The sequence below is a fragment of the Neoaquamicrobium microcysteis genome (assembly GCF_008180155.1).
In the GTDB taxonomy this organism is placed as follows: Bacteria; Pseudomonadota; Alphaproteobacteria; order Rhizobiales; family Rhizobiaceae; genus Aerobium; species Aerobium microcysteis.
The window spans coordinates 41,590-58,078 of sequence record NZ_VSZS01000063.1 but is presented as its reverse complement, the minus strand read 5'-3'; the positions used below and the strand labels follow the sequence as shown (position 1 = coordinate 58,078).

The following is a 16,489-nucleotide window of genomic DNA, read 5'->3' as shown; positions in this document are numbered from 1 at the left end:
TTTCAGCCGTCCCGATGCTCGTCCGCTATCAGGCCGTAGATGAAGTGATCCTGCCAGACCCCGTTGATACGCAGGTAGGAACGCAGCAGTCCTTCGCGCCGGAATCCGGCTTTTTCAAGCACGTGGATCGAACGCGCGTTGTCCGGAATACAGGCCGCTTCGATACGGTGCAACCTCATCGCACCGAACGCATGGGAAATCAGCACGCGGATCGCATCCTGCATGTAGCCCTTGCCGGCATAGCGCTCGCCCATCCAGTAGCCGATCTGGGCGGATTGCGAGACGCCGTAGCGGATATTGCCGATGGTGATGCCGCCGATGAGTCTGTCGCTCTCGCTATGAAAAATGAGAAAGGCGATGGCCGTGCCGGCGGCGAACTCTTCGCGATAGCGGCGCACGCGATGCCGCCATCCGGTCCGTTCCAGCTCGTCGCTTGCCCAGCGGGGCTCCCATGGCTCCAGGAACGCGCGGCTCTCGTGGCGAAGGGCGGCCCATTCGTGATAGTCGGACCCCGCCGGTAGCCGCAGCGTTACGCGAGCGCCCTTGAGCGCCAGCGTATCGCGGCGGAAGAACGGCAGCGCCACCATCGTCGGCGAGGCGTCAGACGGCGAGCTTGCGCGCGACGGGTGCCGCACCCGTCAGGCTGTCACTGATCGCATCGAAGGCGGGCAGGCTGCCCACCGGCCCCACCGCCGCCACCGTTGGCCTCGTGGAGAACAGCCGCGACGACAGGTCCGTCAGCCGCTCGATGGTGAGCTTGGAAAGCCTGTCGACCAGCTCTTCGGTGCCGATGGGACGACCGAACAGCAGCATCTGCCGGGCGATCTGCGAAGCGCGTGCGGCGGCACTTTCGTGCGACATCATGAGCCCCGCACGATACTGCGCGCGGGCGCGGTTGAGCTCTTCCTGGCTGATGCTTTCGCCGGCGCGCTGCAGCTCCTGGATGATGACGGGCACCAGCTTCGAGATGTCGCTCTTGCCGGTGGCCGCGTGCACGCCGAAGACGCCGGTATCCGAAAAGCCCCAATGGAACGCGTAGACCGAGTAGCAGAGGCCGCGCTTTTCGCGCACTTCCTGGAACAGGCGGGACGACATGCCGCCGCCGAGGATCATCGACAGCACCTGCGAGGCGTAGAAGTCGCGCACGTGATAGGCGCGCCCCTCGAAGCCGAGCACGATCTGCGCGTCCATCAGGTCGCGCTTTTCACGGTAATCGCCGCCCGTGTAGGTCGCGTTGTGGGGTGCTTCCACCTGCGCGTTCGGGCGGAAGGTTCCCAGACGCTTCTCGACCTCGCGAACGAAATCGTCGTGGCGCACGCCGCCGGCGGCCACCACCACCATGCGGTCGGCGCCATATTGCCGTTCGATGAAGTTGTGCAGTTGCGCCGAGGTGAAGGATTTTACCGTCTCGGGCGTGCCGAGGATGGAGCGGCCGAGCGTCTGGTCGCGAAACGCGGTTTCGGTGAAGCGGTCGAAGACGATGTCGTCGGGCGTATCGTGCGCCGCGCCGATCTCCTGCAGGATGACGTGCTGCTCGCGCTCCAGCTCGTGCGGGTCGAACTTCGAGTCCGTCAGGATGTCGGCGAGAATGTCGACCGCCAGCGGCACGTCGTCCTTCAGCACGCGGGCATAGAACGAGGTCGTCTCGACGCTGGTCGCCGCGTTGATCTCGCCGCCCACATCCTCGATCTCGGATGCGATCTTCCAGGCGTTTCTGCTGCCTGTGCCCTTGAAGGCCATGTGCTCCAGCAGATGCGCCAGCCCGTGCTCATCGTCGCGCTCGTTGCGCGCGCCGGACTTCACCCAGACGCCCAGGGCAACGGACTCGATGTGCGGAAGGGTTTCGGTGGCGACTGTCAGGCCGTTCGACAGACGGCTTACCTCAACACCCATATAGGCTTAACTCCCTGAACGCTCGCGCGCCGCTCTGGACCGGCGGCTGATATGATCTTCCAACATTTTCGGGTCGGATGGAAGCACCGTGTAGTTCTCGCTTCTTTCCATCAGATCGCCCAGCCATGCGGGCAGAGCAGGCGTGATGCCGCTGGCGGCCTCGACCGCCGCGGGAAACTTTGCCGGATGAGCGGTCGAAAGCACGATCATCGGCGTCGACGCGTCCGCCTTCTCGCGCGCGACCTTGATGGCCGTGGCTGTGTGGGGGTCGAGAAGGTAGCCCGAACCCGCCAGAACCGAGCGGATCGTGGCGGCGGTTTCCTCCATCGAGGAACGGCCGGCGTCGAACTCCGCCCGGATCGCCTGCAACGGGCCATGGGCGATGGTGAAGCTGCCCGATTGCCTCAGGCTCTGCATCAGGCGGACCACGCTTTCCGCGTCGCGTCCATAGGCCTCGAACAGCAGCCGCTCGAAGTTGGACGACACCTGGATGTCCATGGAAGGCGAAGTCGTCTCCACCACGCCCCGCGTCTCGTAGGTGCCGGTCGCCAGCGTGCGGGCGAGAATGTCGTTGTCGTTGGTGGCGATCACCAGCCGCTCCACCGGCAGCCCCATGCGCTTGGCTGCATAGGCGGCGAAGATGTCGCCGAAATTGCCGGTCGGCACGGTGAAGGACACCGGGCGATCCGGCGCGCCGAGAGAGACCGCCGACGAGAAATAGTAGACGATCTGGGCCATGATGCGCGCCCAGTTGATGGAGTTCACGCCCGACAGGTGCACGCCATCGCGGAAGGCGTGATGGTTGAACATGCCCTTCACCAGATCCTGGCAGTCGTCGAAATTGCCCTCGACGGCGATCGCATGAACGTTGGTGGCGGTGGACGTGGTCATCTGCCGCTGCTGCACGGGCGATACCTTGCCGTGCGGAAACAGGATGAAGATGTCGGTGCGGTCGCGCCCTGCAAAGGCGTCGATGGCCGCCCCGCCGGTGTCGCCGGAGGTTGCGCCCGCGATGGTCGCCCGCTGGCCGCGCTCTGCCAGCACATGGTCCATCAGCCGCGCCAGAAGCTGCATGGCGACGTCCTTGAACGCCAGCGTGGGCCCGTGGAAAAGCTCGAGCACGAACTCGTTGGGCGCCGTCTGCACCAGCGGGCAGACCGCATCGTGACGGAACGTGGCGTAGGCCTCGCGCACGATGGCGGCGAACGCGGCTTCCTCGATCTCGCCGGCAACGAAGGGGGTCAGCAGGCGTATGGCAAGGTCGGGATAGGTCAGCCCCCGGAGCGCACGTATCTCGTCGGCGCTGAAGCTGGGCCACTCGGCCGGGACGTAAAGCCCGCCATCCCGCGCGAGGCCGGCCAGAAGCACGTCGCGAAAGCCGAGTTCGGGCGCACCGCCCCTTGTACTCACATAACGCATGATAGCTCGTTCATCATCCTGATCTAGGGCGGCAGATTGGAAAAACGCAATCCACCAGTCGCAATTTCATCGCGGCGTTGATATAGAACGCCAGCTTTGCGTGAGGGAAGTGCAGTTTATGGCAAGCAGGTTGTTTGATCGCAGAAAGCTCTCGGGTCTGGCGGTTGCGGGCCTCGCCGTTCTCATCGCCGGTTGCCAGTCGGGCAATCCGCTGGGCGCACTCAATATGGGTGGCGGTGACGGCGGCGTCCAGCAGCAGGCCGCGGCACCGGACGGACGCATCACCGTGGAGGAACTGCGCGCATATTGCCCGTCGGCTTCTATCCGCACCGACGGCGTGATCCACGGCTCCTACCAGCGCAACGCGCAGGACGATCCCTCGGCGCTGATCTATCAGGCGTCGGTCAGCGACGTGACGCGCAGCTGCACCTACCAGGGCGGGATGGTCAACATCAACGTCGCGGTGGCGGGCAGGGTGGTTCCCGGCCCGCAGGGTCGGCCGGGCACGGTGGCGCTGCCGATGCGCATCACTGTCTTCCGCGACACCGAGGAAATCCAGTCCCAGGCCGTCAGCCATCAGGTGGCCATTGCCGATGTGGCCGGCGCGACGCAGTTCGTCTTCACCGACGCCAGCATCACCATACCCAACCCCACCGCACGCAACATCCGCGTCGTCGTGGGCTTCGAGCCCGCCGCGACGGCAAGGCGCTAAACCCGGATCAGGCGTCTTCCGACCACTCGGAGAGCGCCGCTAGCATCGCGGGGAAGTCCGCCCAGCGGCGTATCGCCGTCTCGGCGCCCGCTTCCATCAGCATGTCGGCATGGCCCGGATGGCTGTGCGATGCGCCGGTGAAGCCGATGACGCGCATGCCGGCCGCGCGCGCGCCGGAAACGCCGTGCACCGAATCCTCGATCACGAACGTCCGGCGCGGGTCCGCATCCATCTTGTCGGCCGCATGGAGAAACACGTCCGGCGCCGGCTTCGGCTTCTTGGAGGGCGTGTCGAGCGAGGAGAAAATCCTGCCGTCGAAGAAGGGCAGGATATGCGTGCGGGTCAGCATGGCCTGCAATCGCTCCGCGCTGGAGTTCGAGCATATGCAGCGCTTGCCGGTGACCGACGCCACGGCCTCGTGGACACCTTCGATGGCGCGCACTTCGGAGCGAAGGCGGCGGTCGACCATCGCCTCGGCCTCGCCGATCAGGCTCGCCTGAAAGAGCTGCTGCGATTCCTGCTCGATGCGCAGCATGATGTCCTTGAACGTCAGGCCCGAATAGAGCCGCGCCAGTTCCTCGGCCTCGATCGGGTAGCCGGCGGCCGTCAGCAGTTCCGCCTCGACCCGCGCCGCGATGATCTCGGAATCGACCAGCACGCCGTCGCAATCGAAAATGACAAGATCTATTTCGGACATGGTGTGCGCATTCTCCAACGGGTGCCGCCTGAATGAAGGCGCGGGGCTTACACCATGCCGGCCGCATCCGCAAATCGCGGCGCGCCTGTTTTCATTAAATGTTTACGCAGAAGGGTAACCATAACGCTCAGTAAACAGTAACGCGTTCCCGGTGTATCCATGTCTGTCCTGCGTCTTATCGACGACCTTTCCCATGCCGCGCCCTCGGCCGACTGGCTCGACACCATTCTGAAGGGCGATTGCGTCGCGGCGCTGGAACGGCTGCCGGAAAAATCCGTCGACGTGATCTTCGCCGACCCGCCTTACAACCTCCAGCTCGACGGCGACCTGCATCGCCCGGACCAGTCCAAGGTCGATGCGGTGGATGACGCATGGGACCAGTTCGAGAGCTTTCAGGCCTACGACGCGTTCACCCGCGCCTGGCTGCTGGCCGCCCGCCGCGTCTTGAAGCCGAACGGCACGATCTGGGTGATCGGCTCCTACCACAACATCTTCCGCGTCGGCGCGACGATGCAGGATCTGGGCTTCTGGATCCTCAACGACGTCGTCTGGCGCAAGACCAACCCGATGCCGAATTTCCGCGGCCGCCGCTTCCAGAACGCGCATGAGACGATGATCTGGGCGTCGCGTGATCCCAAGGCCAAGGGCTACACCTTCAACTACGAAGCGATGAAGGCGGCCAACGACGACGTCCAGATGCGCTCAGACTGGCTGTTTCCGATCTGCACCGGCGCCGAGCGGCTGAAGGACGAGAACGGCGACAAGATCCACCCGACGCAGAAGCCCGAGGCGCTGCTGGCCCGCGTGCTGCTGTCGTCGTCGAAGCCCGGAGACGTGGTGCTCGACCCCTTCTTCGGTTCGGGAACGACGGGCGCGGTGGCCAAGCGGCTCGGCCGCCACTTCGTCGGCGTCGAACGCGAACAGTCCTATATCGACGCGGCACTCGAGCGTATCGCCCATGTGCGCCCGCTCGGCGAGGCTGAACTGTCGGTGATGACCGGCAAGCGCGCCGAACCGCGCGTAGCCTTCGTCAGCCTCCTCGACAACGGCCTCATCAAGCCGGGCAGCATGCTGTTCGATGCAAAGCGCAAATGGAGCGCGCAGGTGCGCGCGGACGGCACGCTTGCCAGCGGCGACGTGTCGGGCTCGATCCACCGCGTCGGCGCGGCCGTGCAGGGTTTCGACGCCTGCAACGGCTGGACCTTCTGGCACTATGAGCGCAATGGCGGCCTCACCCCGATCGACGAACTGCGCCGCATCGCGCGCCTCGGCATGGAGCGTGCCGGCGCTTAAAGCATGTTGCAGTCGGGTGGAATCACCCGGCGTCGCATACATGCGGCTAAATCAATAAGTTAGACCATGATGTCGTCCGAAAACCGGTTCCCACTTTTCGGCATCATGGTCTAAAGCACGCCGAAGCTCTTGAGGTCAGCCCGCAGCTTCTCTGGATCGGTGAAATGCACCGCATTCCAGCCGGCAGCCTTCGCGCCTTCGACGTTCTTTTCGCTGTCGTCAATGAAAAGAGTGGCCTCCGGCGTCAGGCCGAACGTCTCGGCATGGGTGCGGTAGATGCGCTCGTCGGGCTTGATGAGGCCGACCTCGCCGGACACGGTCACGCCGCGCGGCTTGTGCAGGAACGGGTACATCTCCTTGGCTTCGCTGAACGTGTCGGCCGCGAAGTTGGTCAGCATCGTCACGTCGTGACCGGCCTCTATCAGCCCTTCCATGATCGCCACCGAGCCGTCGTAGGAGTGCGGCACCATCTCGCGCCAGTGGCGGCGGAACGAGCGGATCAGCTCTTCCTCGTGCGGATGCCGCTCGATCAGCAGCGCCTCGGCGTCTTCCCAGCGCCGCCCGCGATCCTGCTCGATGTTCCAGTCGCTCGTGCAGATCTCGTCGAGAAAACGAAGCCGCTTCTCCTGGTCGGGTATCAGCCTGCGATAGGGCAGTTCGGGATCGTAGTGGATGAGCACCTTGCCGATGTCGAAGACGATGTGGCGAATCTCGGTCATTCGGGTTCCTTGCGTGGATGAGGTTGTCTGGTTGCGCCCGGTATCGCAGTTTCGATTGCCTTCTTCATGACCGAAGGCAAGGCCTCGCCGGGCAATTCGTCGGGTTTCGACCACCACCAGCCTTCCGGCGCTTCGCAAGACACGGCTTGAGCGCGATAAATGTCGAGCACGAGTTCGAAATGCGTGAAAACGTGGTGGATGGAGCCTTTCATCGCCCAGATGGCGGGAAACGGCGCGGCTTGAACGCCGGTCTCGCCATCGGCGCGCGAGGTCCAGTCGGTTGTCGGCGGTTCGGCCATGTCGCCGAGCAGGCCTTTGGCTGGACGCTTGCGCAGCAGAACCGCCCCGTCGCCCCGCACCGCCACGAAAGCCGCGCCGCGCCGCCGGGGCTTTTCGCGCTTGGCAGCCTTGACGGGGTAGAGCTCCGGATCGCCGGCCAGCAGCGCCTCGCAGCCTTTCTTGATCGGGCAAAGCAGGCATTTGGGCCGGCGGGGCGTGCAGACGGTCGCGCCCAGGTCCATCATCGCCTGCGCGAAATCGCCCGGCCGGTCATGCGGCAGCATCGCCTGCACCCGCTGTTTGATTTCCGTCTTGGCGGCAGGCAGCGGGGTCGAGATCGCAAACAGCCTTGTGATGACGCGCTCGATATTGCCGTCCACCACCACGGCCGGCCTGGCGAATGCGATGGCCGCGATTGCGGCCGCCGTGTACGCGCCGACGCCGGGTAGGGCACGCAGGCCTTCTTCGGTATCGGGAAAGTGGCCCCCATGCGCATCGGCAACGAGGTCGGCGCAGGCCTTGAGATTGCGGGCCCGCGAATAGTAGCCGAGGCCCGCCCATGCCTTCATGATGTCGTCGCTGTCGGCCGCCGCAAGTTCCATCACCGACGGCCAGCGTTCCAGAAAGCGCGCGTAGTACGACTTCACCGCCTCGACGGTGGTCTGCTGGAGCATGATTTCCGACAGCCACACGCGATAGGCGTCGGGCTTGCGCCCGGCCGCCAGATCGCGCGGGGGCACGCGCCACGGCAGCTCGCGATGGTGCTGGTCGTACCATGCAAGAAGGGCTGCCGCCTGATTTTCGTTGCGATTGCTGCTAGAGTGCCCCGTCATCAACCGATATAGCCACGATCGCGCACCCGTCGTGCGCAGGGAAAGCAGACCGCTCATGGCAGGGAAACGCAAATACGGCAATGCCGCCGTGCCGGTGAGCGACGTCGCAAGCGACATCATCGACCCCGTGCTGCGCAAGCGCGCGGGCATCACCATCGGTCTGGTGCAGAGCTGGGAGGAGATCGTCGGCGAGCGGCTGGCGGCCAGCACGCGCCCAGAAAAGATCGCCTGGCCGCGCAGGCTCAACGAGGACGACCCGTTCGAGCCCGCCGCGCTGGTCATCGCCTGCGAAGGTGCGGCCGCGCTGCGCCTGCAGCACGAAACCGGCGAGATCATCGAGCGGGTGAACGCGTTTCTGGGCTTCGGCGCGATCGGCCGCGTGAAGATCGTTCAGAAGCCGGTGGCGCCGGCGCCGAAGCGCCGTCCCGTCCCCCGACGCCTCACCGGGGCGGAAACGGCGCACCTGGACAAGCTGGTCGACGGGATCGAAAATGACGGTCTGCGCGAGGCGCTGGCTCGGCTGGGGCGGTCGATCCTCGGCGAAAAACGCTGAATTGCGGCCTTGCGCATCGCGCTTTCGTGAACAATCTGTCACTTCGCGGCAATTGGATTGGGGACAGATTTGCCTTATTCGGCGACAACACTCGCGTTTAGCCCCTCAAAAGCTGCACGATCCAACCACTGAACAGGTGATTCGCATGACCCGCGCCATTCCTCGCCGTACCGTCCTCGCATCGCTGGTGGCTGTGCCCGCGTCGGCCATGCTGCTTTCGGCATGCAGCGATTCCGGCGGCAACGCGCAGGCCCAGACCTCGCCGACCCAGACGTCTTCCACCAGCGCCAGCGCGCCGCGCCCCTCCGGCACGGTGGACATGGCCAAGCTGATGGAGGAAGGCGCGCTGCCCGAGAAGGTGCTTGGCGAGGCCGACGCGCCTGTCACCATCATCGAATACGCGTCGATGACCTGCGGCCACTGCGCCAACTTCCACAACAATACGCTGCCCGAGATCAAGGCGAACTATATCGACACCGGCAAGGCCAAGCTGATCGTGCGCGAGTTTCCGTTCGATCCGCGCGCGGAAGCCGGCTTCATGCTGGCGCGCTGCGCCGACGACCGCTATTTCGCCATGGTCGACGTGCTGTTCAAGCAGCAGCAGAGCTGGGCTGGCGTGGAAAATGCACGCGCCGCGCTGCTCCAGATCGCCAGACTGGCAGGTTTTTCACAGGAGTCGTTCGAGGCCTGCTTGACTGACCAGAAGCTTCTGGATGATGTCAGATCCGTGCGAGCCCGCGGCGCAAGCGAGTTTGGCGTCGATGCGACGCCTACCTTCTTCATCAACGGAAACAAGTATTCGGGGGCACTGACGGTTGCCGAGATGTCGGCCATCATCGACAGCATGCTGTAACCGCACGGTTCCCGCGCGGCAACGCTTCCGCTCGTCTGCGGGGGCGCGGCCGTGAAGTTTTCCCGCCTTCGCCTTCTCGGCTTCAAGTCTTTCGTCGAACCCGGCGAATTCGTCATCGAGCGCGGCCTGACGGGCATCGTCGGGCCGAACGGCTGCGGCAAGTCCAATCTTGTCGAAGCCCTGCGCTGGGTGATGGGCGAAAGCTCCTACAAGAATATGCGCGCGTCCGGCATGGACGACGTGATCTTCTCGGGCTCAGGCACGCGCCCCGCCCGCAACACGGCCGAGGTCACTCTTTTCCTCGACAATGCCGACCGCACAGCGCCGTCCGCCTTCAACGATGCCGACGAGTTGCAGGTTTCGCGCCGCATCGAGCGCGAGGCGGGATCGGTCTATCGCATCAACGGCAAGGAGGCGCGCGCCAAGGACGTGCAGCTTCTGTTCGCCGACCAGTCCACCGGCGCGCGCTCGCCCTCCATGGTGGGGCAGGGGCGCATCGGCGAGCTGATCCAGGCCAAGCCGCAGGCACGCCGCGCGCTGCTGGAGGAAGCCGCCGGCATCTCCGGCCTGCATACGCGCAGGCACGAGGCCGAGCTGCGCCTGCGCGCCGCGGAGCAGAATCTGGAACGGCTGGACGACGTGGTCGGAGAGCTGGAAAGCCAGATCGAAAGCTTGAAGCGTCAGGCGCGTCAGGCATCGCGCTTCAAGAACATCTCGGCGGAAATCCGCAAGGCGGAAGCGATCCTGCTTCACCTGCGATGGACGCAGGCAAAGGCGCAGGAGGCCGAAGCCAAATCGGCGCTGGCGCAGGCGACCACGCTGGTTGGCGACCGCGCGGCCGCGCAGATGCAGGCCGCGAAGGACCAGGCCGTCGGTGCGCACAAGCTGCCCGAGCTTCGCGAGGCGGAAGCCGCCGCCGCGGCGGCCTTGCAGCGGCTGACCATCGCCAAGGCGCAGATCGAGGAAGAGGCCAACCGTATCCGCGCCCGCAACGCCGAGTTGCAGAAGCGGCTTGCGCAGTTCGACGCCGACATCGCCCGCGAAGAGCAGATGGTGCGCGACAATGCCGACGTGCTGGAACGGCTGGCGGAAGAAGAAGCCACGCTCGAGGCCGAAAATGCGGGCTCGACCGAGCGCGAGGCGCAGACCCGCGCCACCTTCGAGGAAGCGCAGGCGCACCTTGCCGCCAGCGAAGCGGCGCTCGCGAAGCTGACCTCGGAGCGCGCCGAGGCATCTGCGGCACGCGCGCAGATCGAGCGGGCGCTGCGCGACATGGGCGAGCGACGCGAGCGGCTGCAACGCCAGTTGAGCGAGATCGACCGCGAGGCCGACGAGATCGCGCACAAGATCGCATCGCTGGCCGACCCGGCGGAAAAGCGCGTTCTGGTGGAGGAGGCCGAAGCGGCTTCCGACGTCGCCGAGGGCGCCGCCACGACGGCCGAAACCGTGGTGGGCGAGGCGCGCGCGGCCGAAGCCGCCGCCCGGCCGCCTCTGGCCGAAGCGCGCGCCGAACTTCAGCGTGTCGAAACCGAGGCGCGGACGCTGGCAAAGATGCTGAACGCGGCGACGGGCGACCTCTTCCCCGCCGTGCTGGAGCAGGTGAGGGTCGAGCGCGGCTACGAGACGGCGCTTGGCGCGGCGCTCGGCGAAGACCTCGACGTGCCGCTGGATCGTGCCGCACCCGCCCATTGGGGCGATGCCGAGCCCCAAGGCGACGATCCCGCGCTGCCGGGGGGTGTCAGGGCGCTGGCCGAGCTGGTGCGCGCGCCGCATCAGCTGGCCCGCAGGCTGGCGCAGATCGGCGTCGTGGACGAGGCCGACGGCGCGCGGTTGCAGAAAGAACTCAGGGTCGGCCAGCGGCTGGTGAGCGTCAAGGGCGCGCTTTGGCGCTGGGATGGCTTGACCGCCAGCGCCGATGCCCCGACCGCGGCGGCGCTGCGCCTCGCGCAGAAGAACCGGCTTGCCGAGCTGGAGGCGGAGGCGACCGAGGCGACGCGGCATGTGCGCGCGGCGGAAGAAGCCCTTGCTCTGAACGAGGCGCGCGTGCGGCAGGCCGTAGAGACGGAGCGCACCGCGCGAGACGCATGGCGCAACGCACAGCGCCTGCTCGGCGAGGCGCGCGATGCGCTGGCGCGCGCGGAAAAGGCGGCGGGCGAGTTCATGAGCCGCCGGGCCGTGCTCGAGGAATCGCGCGGCCGGCTGACCGAAAGCCTCGAGGAAGCGCAGGCGGCCGCCGAGGAGGCAGCCGGCGCGCTGGAGGCTTCGCCCGACCTGTCGGAATTGCAGGCGCGGCTCGACGGGCTTGCCCGGGACGTCGCGGAAGACCGCGCCCGGCTGGCCGATGCGCGCGCCGCGCATGAAGGGCTCAGCCGCGAGGCCGAGGCAAGGACGCGGCGGCTGGCCTCCATCGCGGCCGAGCGCCGCTCGTGGATGCAACGCGCCGCCAATGCCGACACCCAGATAACCTCGTTGCGCGACCGCCGCGCGGAGGCTGAAGCCGAGTACGAGAACCTGGTCGATGCGCCCGACGAGATCGATGCGCGCCGGCGCGCTTTGCTTTCGCAGCTTGCCGAAGCCGAGACGCTTCGCAAGACCGCAGCGGACCGGCTTCAGGAAGCCGAGAACCGCCAGGCCGAACTGGACAAGGCGGCCACCGCCGCTATCCAGGCTCTGTCCGAGGGCCGCGAGAACCGCGTGCGCGCCGAGGAGCGCCTGACCGCCGCCGACGAGCGCCGCAGGGAGACGGAGGCGCGTATTCTCGAAGCGCTCAACGTTCCCCCGCACCTCGTCATCAGGCACACGGGTCTCGAGCCCGATGCGCCGATGCCGGATGCGGCCGAAATCGAGCGCAGCCTCGAGCGTTGGAAGATCGAGCGCGAGCGTCTCGGCGCGGTCAACCTGCGCGCCGAGGAGGAGCAGAAGGAGCTGTCGGAGCGGCTGGAGACGATCGTCAGCGAGCGGGAGGACGTCATCGAGGCGATCCGCCGGCTGCGTCAGGCTATCCAGAGCCTCAACAAGGAAGGGCGCGAGCGCCTGCTGGCGGCTTTCGATGTGGTCAACACCCAGTTCCAGCGCCTGTTCTCGCATCTCTTTGGTGGCGGTACGGCCGAGCTGCAGCTCATTGAATCCGACGATCCGCTGGAAGCGGGCCTCGAAATCCTTGCCCGCCCGCCCGGCAAGAAGCCGCAGACGATGACGCTGCTTTCGGGCGGAGAGCAGGCGCTGACCGCGATGGCGCTCATCTTCGCCGTGTTCCTGACCAACCCGGCGCCCATATGCGTGCTGGACGAGGTGGACGCACCGCTCGACGACCACAATGTCGAGCGTTTCTGCAACCTGATGGACGAGATGGCGGCCACCACCGAGACCCGCTTCGTCATCATCACCCACAACCCCATCACCATGGCGCGCATGAACCGCCTGTTCGGTGTCACGATGGCCGAACAGGGCGTCAGCCAGCTCGTCTCGGTCGATCTCCAGACCGCCGAGCAGTTGCGCGAGGCAAGCTGACGGACACCGTCGCTTCGATCCACCCCCCCGATTCAGGGAGCTTTCGATGACCAACCCCAACGCTGACAACGCGGCTCACGCCGCATCGCTCTCATCCGCGCTGAAGGATTTTCACCGCTCGCTAATCCGTGCGGAGATCGGCGACGATCCCGCCTTGCAGAACAACCCCTACACCATGCTGTTCGCGCTGATAGGCGATCCCCGCTTTGCATGGATGGGCGCGTTGTCCGAGCTTATCGCGCGTATCGACCAGACGGTCGCCGACGGAGAGGCGGCAGACATCGAAATCGTCTTCGCCTTCCGCGAGGAGGCTGCGGCATTGATAGGTGAGGGCGGCGGGGAGAGCGTTGCCGCATTCCGGCTGCGCCATCTCACCGCGCTGCAGAACGAGCCGGAAGTCGGACTCGCGACCGGCCGCCTGCGGAAGGCGCTTTCAGCCATCCCGTCCAAGAACCGCTGACGCGCGGCGCGCGTCACTCGCTCCACACCGCCAGTTCGTTGCCTGCCGGGTCGGTAAAGTGGAACCGCCGGCCGCCGGGGAACGAAAAGATCGGCCGGACGATCTGGCCGCCGGCCTCCGTCACTGCCTCCAGAGATTTTTCCAGATCCGTAGAGAAAAGCACCGGAAGCGGCTTCGTGTCGCGGCCGGCAGAGCCGTCGAAACCCCCGTCCAGCCCTTCCTCATAGGCCGCGTAGGACGGGCCGTAGTCGGTGAAGGTCCAGCCGAAGGCAGCGCTGTAGAAAGCCTTGACGCTGTCGATCGCACCCGCACCGGCCTGCATCTCCAGATAGTCCAGCTTGCCGTTCTGCCTCATCTTTCCAGCTCCGTTGTTCTTCTTTTGTTCTAGGCGCGTGTCGCCTGATGAGCAAGCGGAATTTTTCTTCCGCCCCTAATCGATTGATTTCTCCAGCGGCGCCCGCGGCTCCTTGCCTTTGCATGTTCGTGGTCTTATCGCTCAACCGGAGAGGGCGGGCTTCGCCCGACGCACAAGACACCGGAAACGGGGAAGCAGCATGACGAAGTGGGTGTACAGCTTCGGCGACGGCAAGGCGGAAGGCAGTGCCGGCGACAGGAACCTGCTGGGCGGCAAGGGCGCGAACCTTGCCGAGATGTCCAGCCTCGGCCTGCCCGTGCCGCCCGGCTTTACCATCACCACCGAGCTGTGCACCTCCTACTACGCCAACGGCCGCACCTACCCGTCCGAGCTTGCCGGGCAGGTCGCGACGGCGCTGGACGAGGTCGGGCGCATCACCGGCAAGACATTCGGCGATCCTGCGAATCTCCTGCTCGTTTCGGTCCGTTCCGGCGCGCGCGCCTCGATGCCCGGCATGATGGATACGGTCCTCAACCTGGGCCTCAACGACGAGACGGTTGCCGCTCTCGCGCGCGATTCCGGCGACGAGCGCTTTGCCTATGACAGCTACCGCCGCTTCATCCAGATGTATTCCGATGTCGTGCTGGGCGTCGATCACGAGCATTTCGAGGAAATTCTGGAGGACCAGAAGGCGCGGCGCGGCCACGAGCTCGACACCGACCTCTCGGCGGCCGAGTGGCAGCACGTCATCGGGCTCTACAAGGCGAAGGTCGAAGAAGAGCTTGGCTCGCCTTTCCCGCAAGACCCGCAGGAACAGCTTTGGGGCGCGATCGGCGCGGTTTTCTCCAGCTGGATGAACCACCGCGCGATCACCTATCGCCGCCTCCACGACATCCCGGAAAGCTGGGGCACGGCCGTCAACGTGCAGGCCATGGTGTTCGGCAACATGGGCGAGACGTCCGCCACCGGCGTCGCCTTCACGCGCAATCCGTCCACCGGCGAGCCGAAGCTCTATGGCGAGTTCCTCGTCAACGCGCAGGGCGAGGACGTGGTGGCGGGCATCCGCACGCCGCAGAACCTCACCGAGGAAGCGCGCATCGAGGCCGGCTCCGACAAGCCTTCGATGGAAAAGGTGATGCCGGAGGCGTTCGCCGCTTTCGTGGACATCTCCCAGCGGCTGGAGCGGCACTACCGCGACATGCAGGATCTCGAATTCACCATCGAGCGCGGCAAGCTGTGGATGCTGCAGACGCGCTCGGGCAAGCGCACGGCAAAGGCGGCGCTTAAGATCGCCGTGGACATGGCCGCAGAAGGGCTGATTACCACGCAAGAGGCGGTGTCGCGCATCGACCCCGCCTCGCTGGACCAGCTTCTGCACCCGACCATCGACCCTTCCGCCCCGCGCAACGTCATCGGCATCGGCCTTCCGGCCTCTCCGGGCGCCGCCACGGGCGAGATCGTGTTCTCGTCCGACGAGGCCGAGGAGATGCGGGCGCAGAACCGCAAGGCGATCCTCGTGCGTATCGAGACGAGCCCGGAAGACATCCACGGCATGCACGCGTCCGAGGGCATCCTGACCACGCGCGGCGGCATGACCAGCCATGCGGCGGTGGTTGCACGCGGCATGGGCAAGCCCTGCGTATCGGGTGCGGGTTCGCTGCGGGTGGACTATCGCAGCGGCACGCTGGTCGCGATGGGTCACACGCTGCGCAAGGGCGACGTCATCACCATCGACGGCGCGACCGGGCAGGTGCTGAAGGGCTCCGTGCCGATGCTGCAGCCCGAGCTGTCGGGCGACTTCGCCGCCATCATGGAGTGGGCCGACCAGATCCGGCGCATGAAGGTGCGCACCAATGCCGAGACGCCGGCCGATGCGCGCATGGCGCGTTCCTTCGGTGCCGAGGGCATCGGGCTTTGCCGCACCGAGCACATGTTCTTCGACGACGACCGCATCGTGGCGATGCGCGAGATGATCCTGTCCGACGTGGAGAAGGACCGCCGCGCCGCCCTTGCCAAGCTGCTGCCCATGCAGCGCTCGGATTTCGCGGAGCTGTTCGAGATCATGGCTGGCCTGCCGGTCACTATTCGCCTGCTCGATCCGCCGCTGCACGAATTCCTGCCCAAGAGCGAGGAAGAGGTTGCCGACGTCGCCAAGGCGATGAACGTCTCGGCCGAAAAGCTGCGCCAGCGCACGGAAGCGCTGCACGAGTTCAACCCCATGCTGGGGCATCGCGGTTGCCGGCTCGCCGTGTCGTACCCCGAGATCGCGGAAATGCAGGCGAGGGCGATTTTCGAGGCGGCCGTTGAGGCAGGCAAGAAGACCGGCAGCCCGGTCGTGCCCGAGATCATGGTGCCGCTGGTCGGAATCATGAAGGAACTGGATTTCGTCAAGGCGCGCATCGACGAGGTCGCAAAGGCCGTGATGGACGAAACCGGCACCACCATCGACTATCTCGTCGGCACGATGATCGAGCTGCCGCGCGCGGCCATCCGCGCCCACGTGATCGCCGAGGCGGCCGAGTTCTTCTCCTTCGGCACCAACGATCTGACGCAGACGACATTCGGCATATCGCGCGACGACGCATCGTCCTTCCTCGAAACCTATCGCCAGAAGGGCATCATCGAGCAGGACCCGTTCATCTCGCTCGACCTGGAGGGCGTGGGCGAACTGGTTCGCATGGCCGCCGACAAGGGCAGGGGCGCGCGGCCCGGCATCAAGCTGGGCATTTGCGGTGAACATGGCGGCGACCCGGCCTCAATCCATTTCTGCGAGGAAGTCGGGCTCGACTACGTCTCCTGCTCGCCCTTCCGCGTTCCGATCGCAAGGCTGGCGGCAGCACAGGCGTCGGCAAGGAAAGCGTAGCTAGTACGGACTGCGGCCGGAATTGAGAAATACCCTACGGGAAGAGTTGC

At 65.9% G+C, this 16,489-nt stretch carries 14 protein-coding genes; 7 read left to right on the top strand and 7 right to left on the bottom strand.

The features are described 5' to 3' along the window. Positions 1-2 precede the first annotated feature (2 nt). From FY036_RS12250 to thrC, 3 genes are read right to left on the bottom strand one after another with little or no spacing between them, the layout of a single operon-like run. Complete coding sequence (locus tag FY036_RS12250; protein WP_148915024.1) at positions 3-587, bottom strand: GNAT family N-acetyltransferase; 585 nt, start codon at positions 585-587, stop codon at positions 3-5. Positions 588-600: 13 nt separating this feature from the next. Further along, positions 601-1,893 carry a M16 family metallopeptidase gene (locus tag FY036_RS12245; RefSeq protein WP_148915023.1) on the bottom strand — a complete coding sequence of 431 codons (1,293 nt, stop codon included), beginning with the start codon at positions 1,891-1,893 and terminating at the stop codon, positions 601-603. A gap of 6 nt (positions 1,894-1,899) precedes the next feature. Next, positions 1,900-3,312, bottom strand: a complete 1,413-nt coding sequence (gene thrC / locus FY036_RS12240) for a threonine synthase (RefSeq protein ID WP_148915022.1) — start codon at positions 3,310-3,312, stop codon at positions 1,900-1,902. 118 nt (positions 3,313-3,430) lie between these two features. Here thrC and FY036_RS12235 point away from each other — a divergent pair, with 118 nt between their 5' ends. Continuing rightward, positions 3,431-4,024, top strand: coding sequence for a hypothetical protein (locus tag FY036_RS12235; RefSeq protein WP_148915021.1), 594 nt, complete (start codon positions 3,431-3,433; stop codon positions 4,022-4,024). Between the two features lie 7 nt (positions 4,025-4,031). On the opposite strand, the gene FY036_RS12230 is transcribed toward FY036_RS12235, so the two are convergent. Then, positions 4,032-4,721, bottom strand: coding sequence for an HAD family hydrolase (locus FY036_RS12230; protein ID WP_148915020.1), 690 nt, complete (start codon positions 4,719-4,721; stop codon positions 4,032-4,034). Between the two features lie 159 nt (positions 4,722-4,880). Between FY036_RS12230 and FY036_RS12225 the strand changes: the two genes are divergently transcribed. Continuing rightward, entirely contained in the window at positions 4,881-6,014 is a 1,134-nt protein-coding gene (locus FY036_RS12225; protein WP_148915019.1) for a site-specific DNA-methyltransferase, read from the top strand. A gap of 110 nt (positions 6,015-6,124) precedes the next feature. Here the strand turns inward: FY036_RS12225 and FY036_RS12220 are convergent, their stop codons facing one another. Together FY036_RS12220 and mutY are read right to left on the bottom strand one after the other, a co-directional pair. Continuing rightward, positions 6,125-6,733 carry an HAD family hydrolase gene (locus FY036_RS12220; RefSeq protein ID WP_148915018.1) on the bottom strand — a complete coding sequence of 203 codons (609 nt, stop codon included), beginning with the start codon at positions 6,731-6,733 and terminating at the stop codon, positions 6,125-6,127. Next, entirely contained in the window at positions 6,730-7,845 is a 1,116-nt protein-coding gene (gene mutY, locus FY036_RS12215) for an A/G-specific adenine glycosylase (protein ID WP_148915261.1), read from the bottom strand. The genes FY036_RS12220 and mutY overlap by 4 nt, the downstream gene beginning before the upstream one ends. A 55-nt stretch (positions 7,846-7,900) precedes the next feature. Here mutY and FY036_RS12210 point away from each other — a divergent pair, with 55 nt between their 5' ends. From FY036_RS12210 to FY036_RS12195, 4 genes are all read left to right on the top strand, one after another. Then, positions 7,901-8,398 carry a DUF721 domain-containing protein gene (locus FY036_RS12210; protein ID WP_148915017.1) on the top strand — a complete coding sequence of 166 codons (498 nt, stop codon included), beginning with the start codon at positions 7,901-7,903 and terminating at the stop codon, positions 8,396-8,398. Positions 8,399-8,543: 145 nt separating this feature from the next. Further along, entirely contained in the window at positions 8,544-9,251 is a 708-nt protein-coding gene (locus FY036_RS12205) for a DsbA family protein (protein WP_148915016.1), read from the top strand. 51 nt (positions 9,252-9,302) lie between these two features. Further along, positions 9,303-12,761, top strand: coding sequence for a chromosome segregation protein SMC (gene smc, locus FY036_RS12200; protein WP_148915015.1), 3,459 nt, complete (start codon positions 9,303-9,305; stop codon positions 12,759-12,761). A gap of 46 nt (positions 12,762-12,807) precedes the next feature. Beyond that, a complete protein-coding gene (locus FY036_RS12195) occupies positions 12,808-13,221 on the top strand; it encodes a hypothetical protein (RefSeq protein WP_148915014.1) in 414 nt (137 codons plus the stop codon). A 13-nt stretch (positions 13,222-13,234) separates the two neighbouring features. On the opposite strand, the gene FY036_RS12190 is transcribed toward FY036_RS12195, so the two are convergent. Further along, positions 13,235-13,576, bottom strand: a complete 342-nt coding sequence (locus tag FY036_RS12190; RefSeq protein WP_148915013.1) for a VOC family protein — start codon at positions 13,574-13,576, stop codon at positions 13,235-13,237. A gap of 199 nt (positions 13,577-13,775) precedes the next feature. On the opposite strand from FY036_RS12190, the gene ppdK reads away from it, so the two are divergent. Next, the gene (ppdK, locus tag FY036_RS12185; RefSeq protein WP_148915012.1) at positions 13,776-16,439 is read left to right on the top strand and encodes a pyruvate, phosphate dikinase; all 2,664 of its coding nucleotides are present in this window, start codon (positions 13,776-13,778) and stop codon (positions 16,437-16,439) included. Positions 16,440-16,489 lie beyond the last annotated feature (50 nt).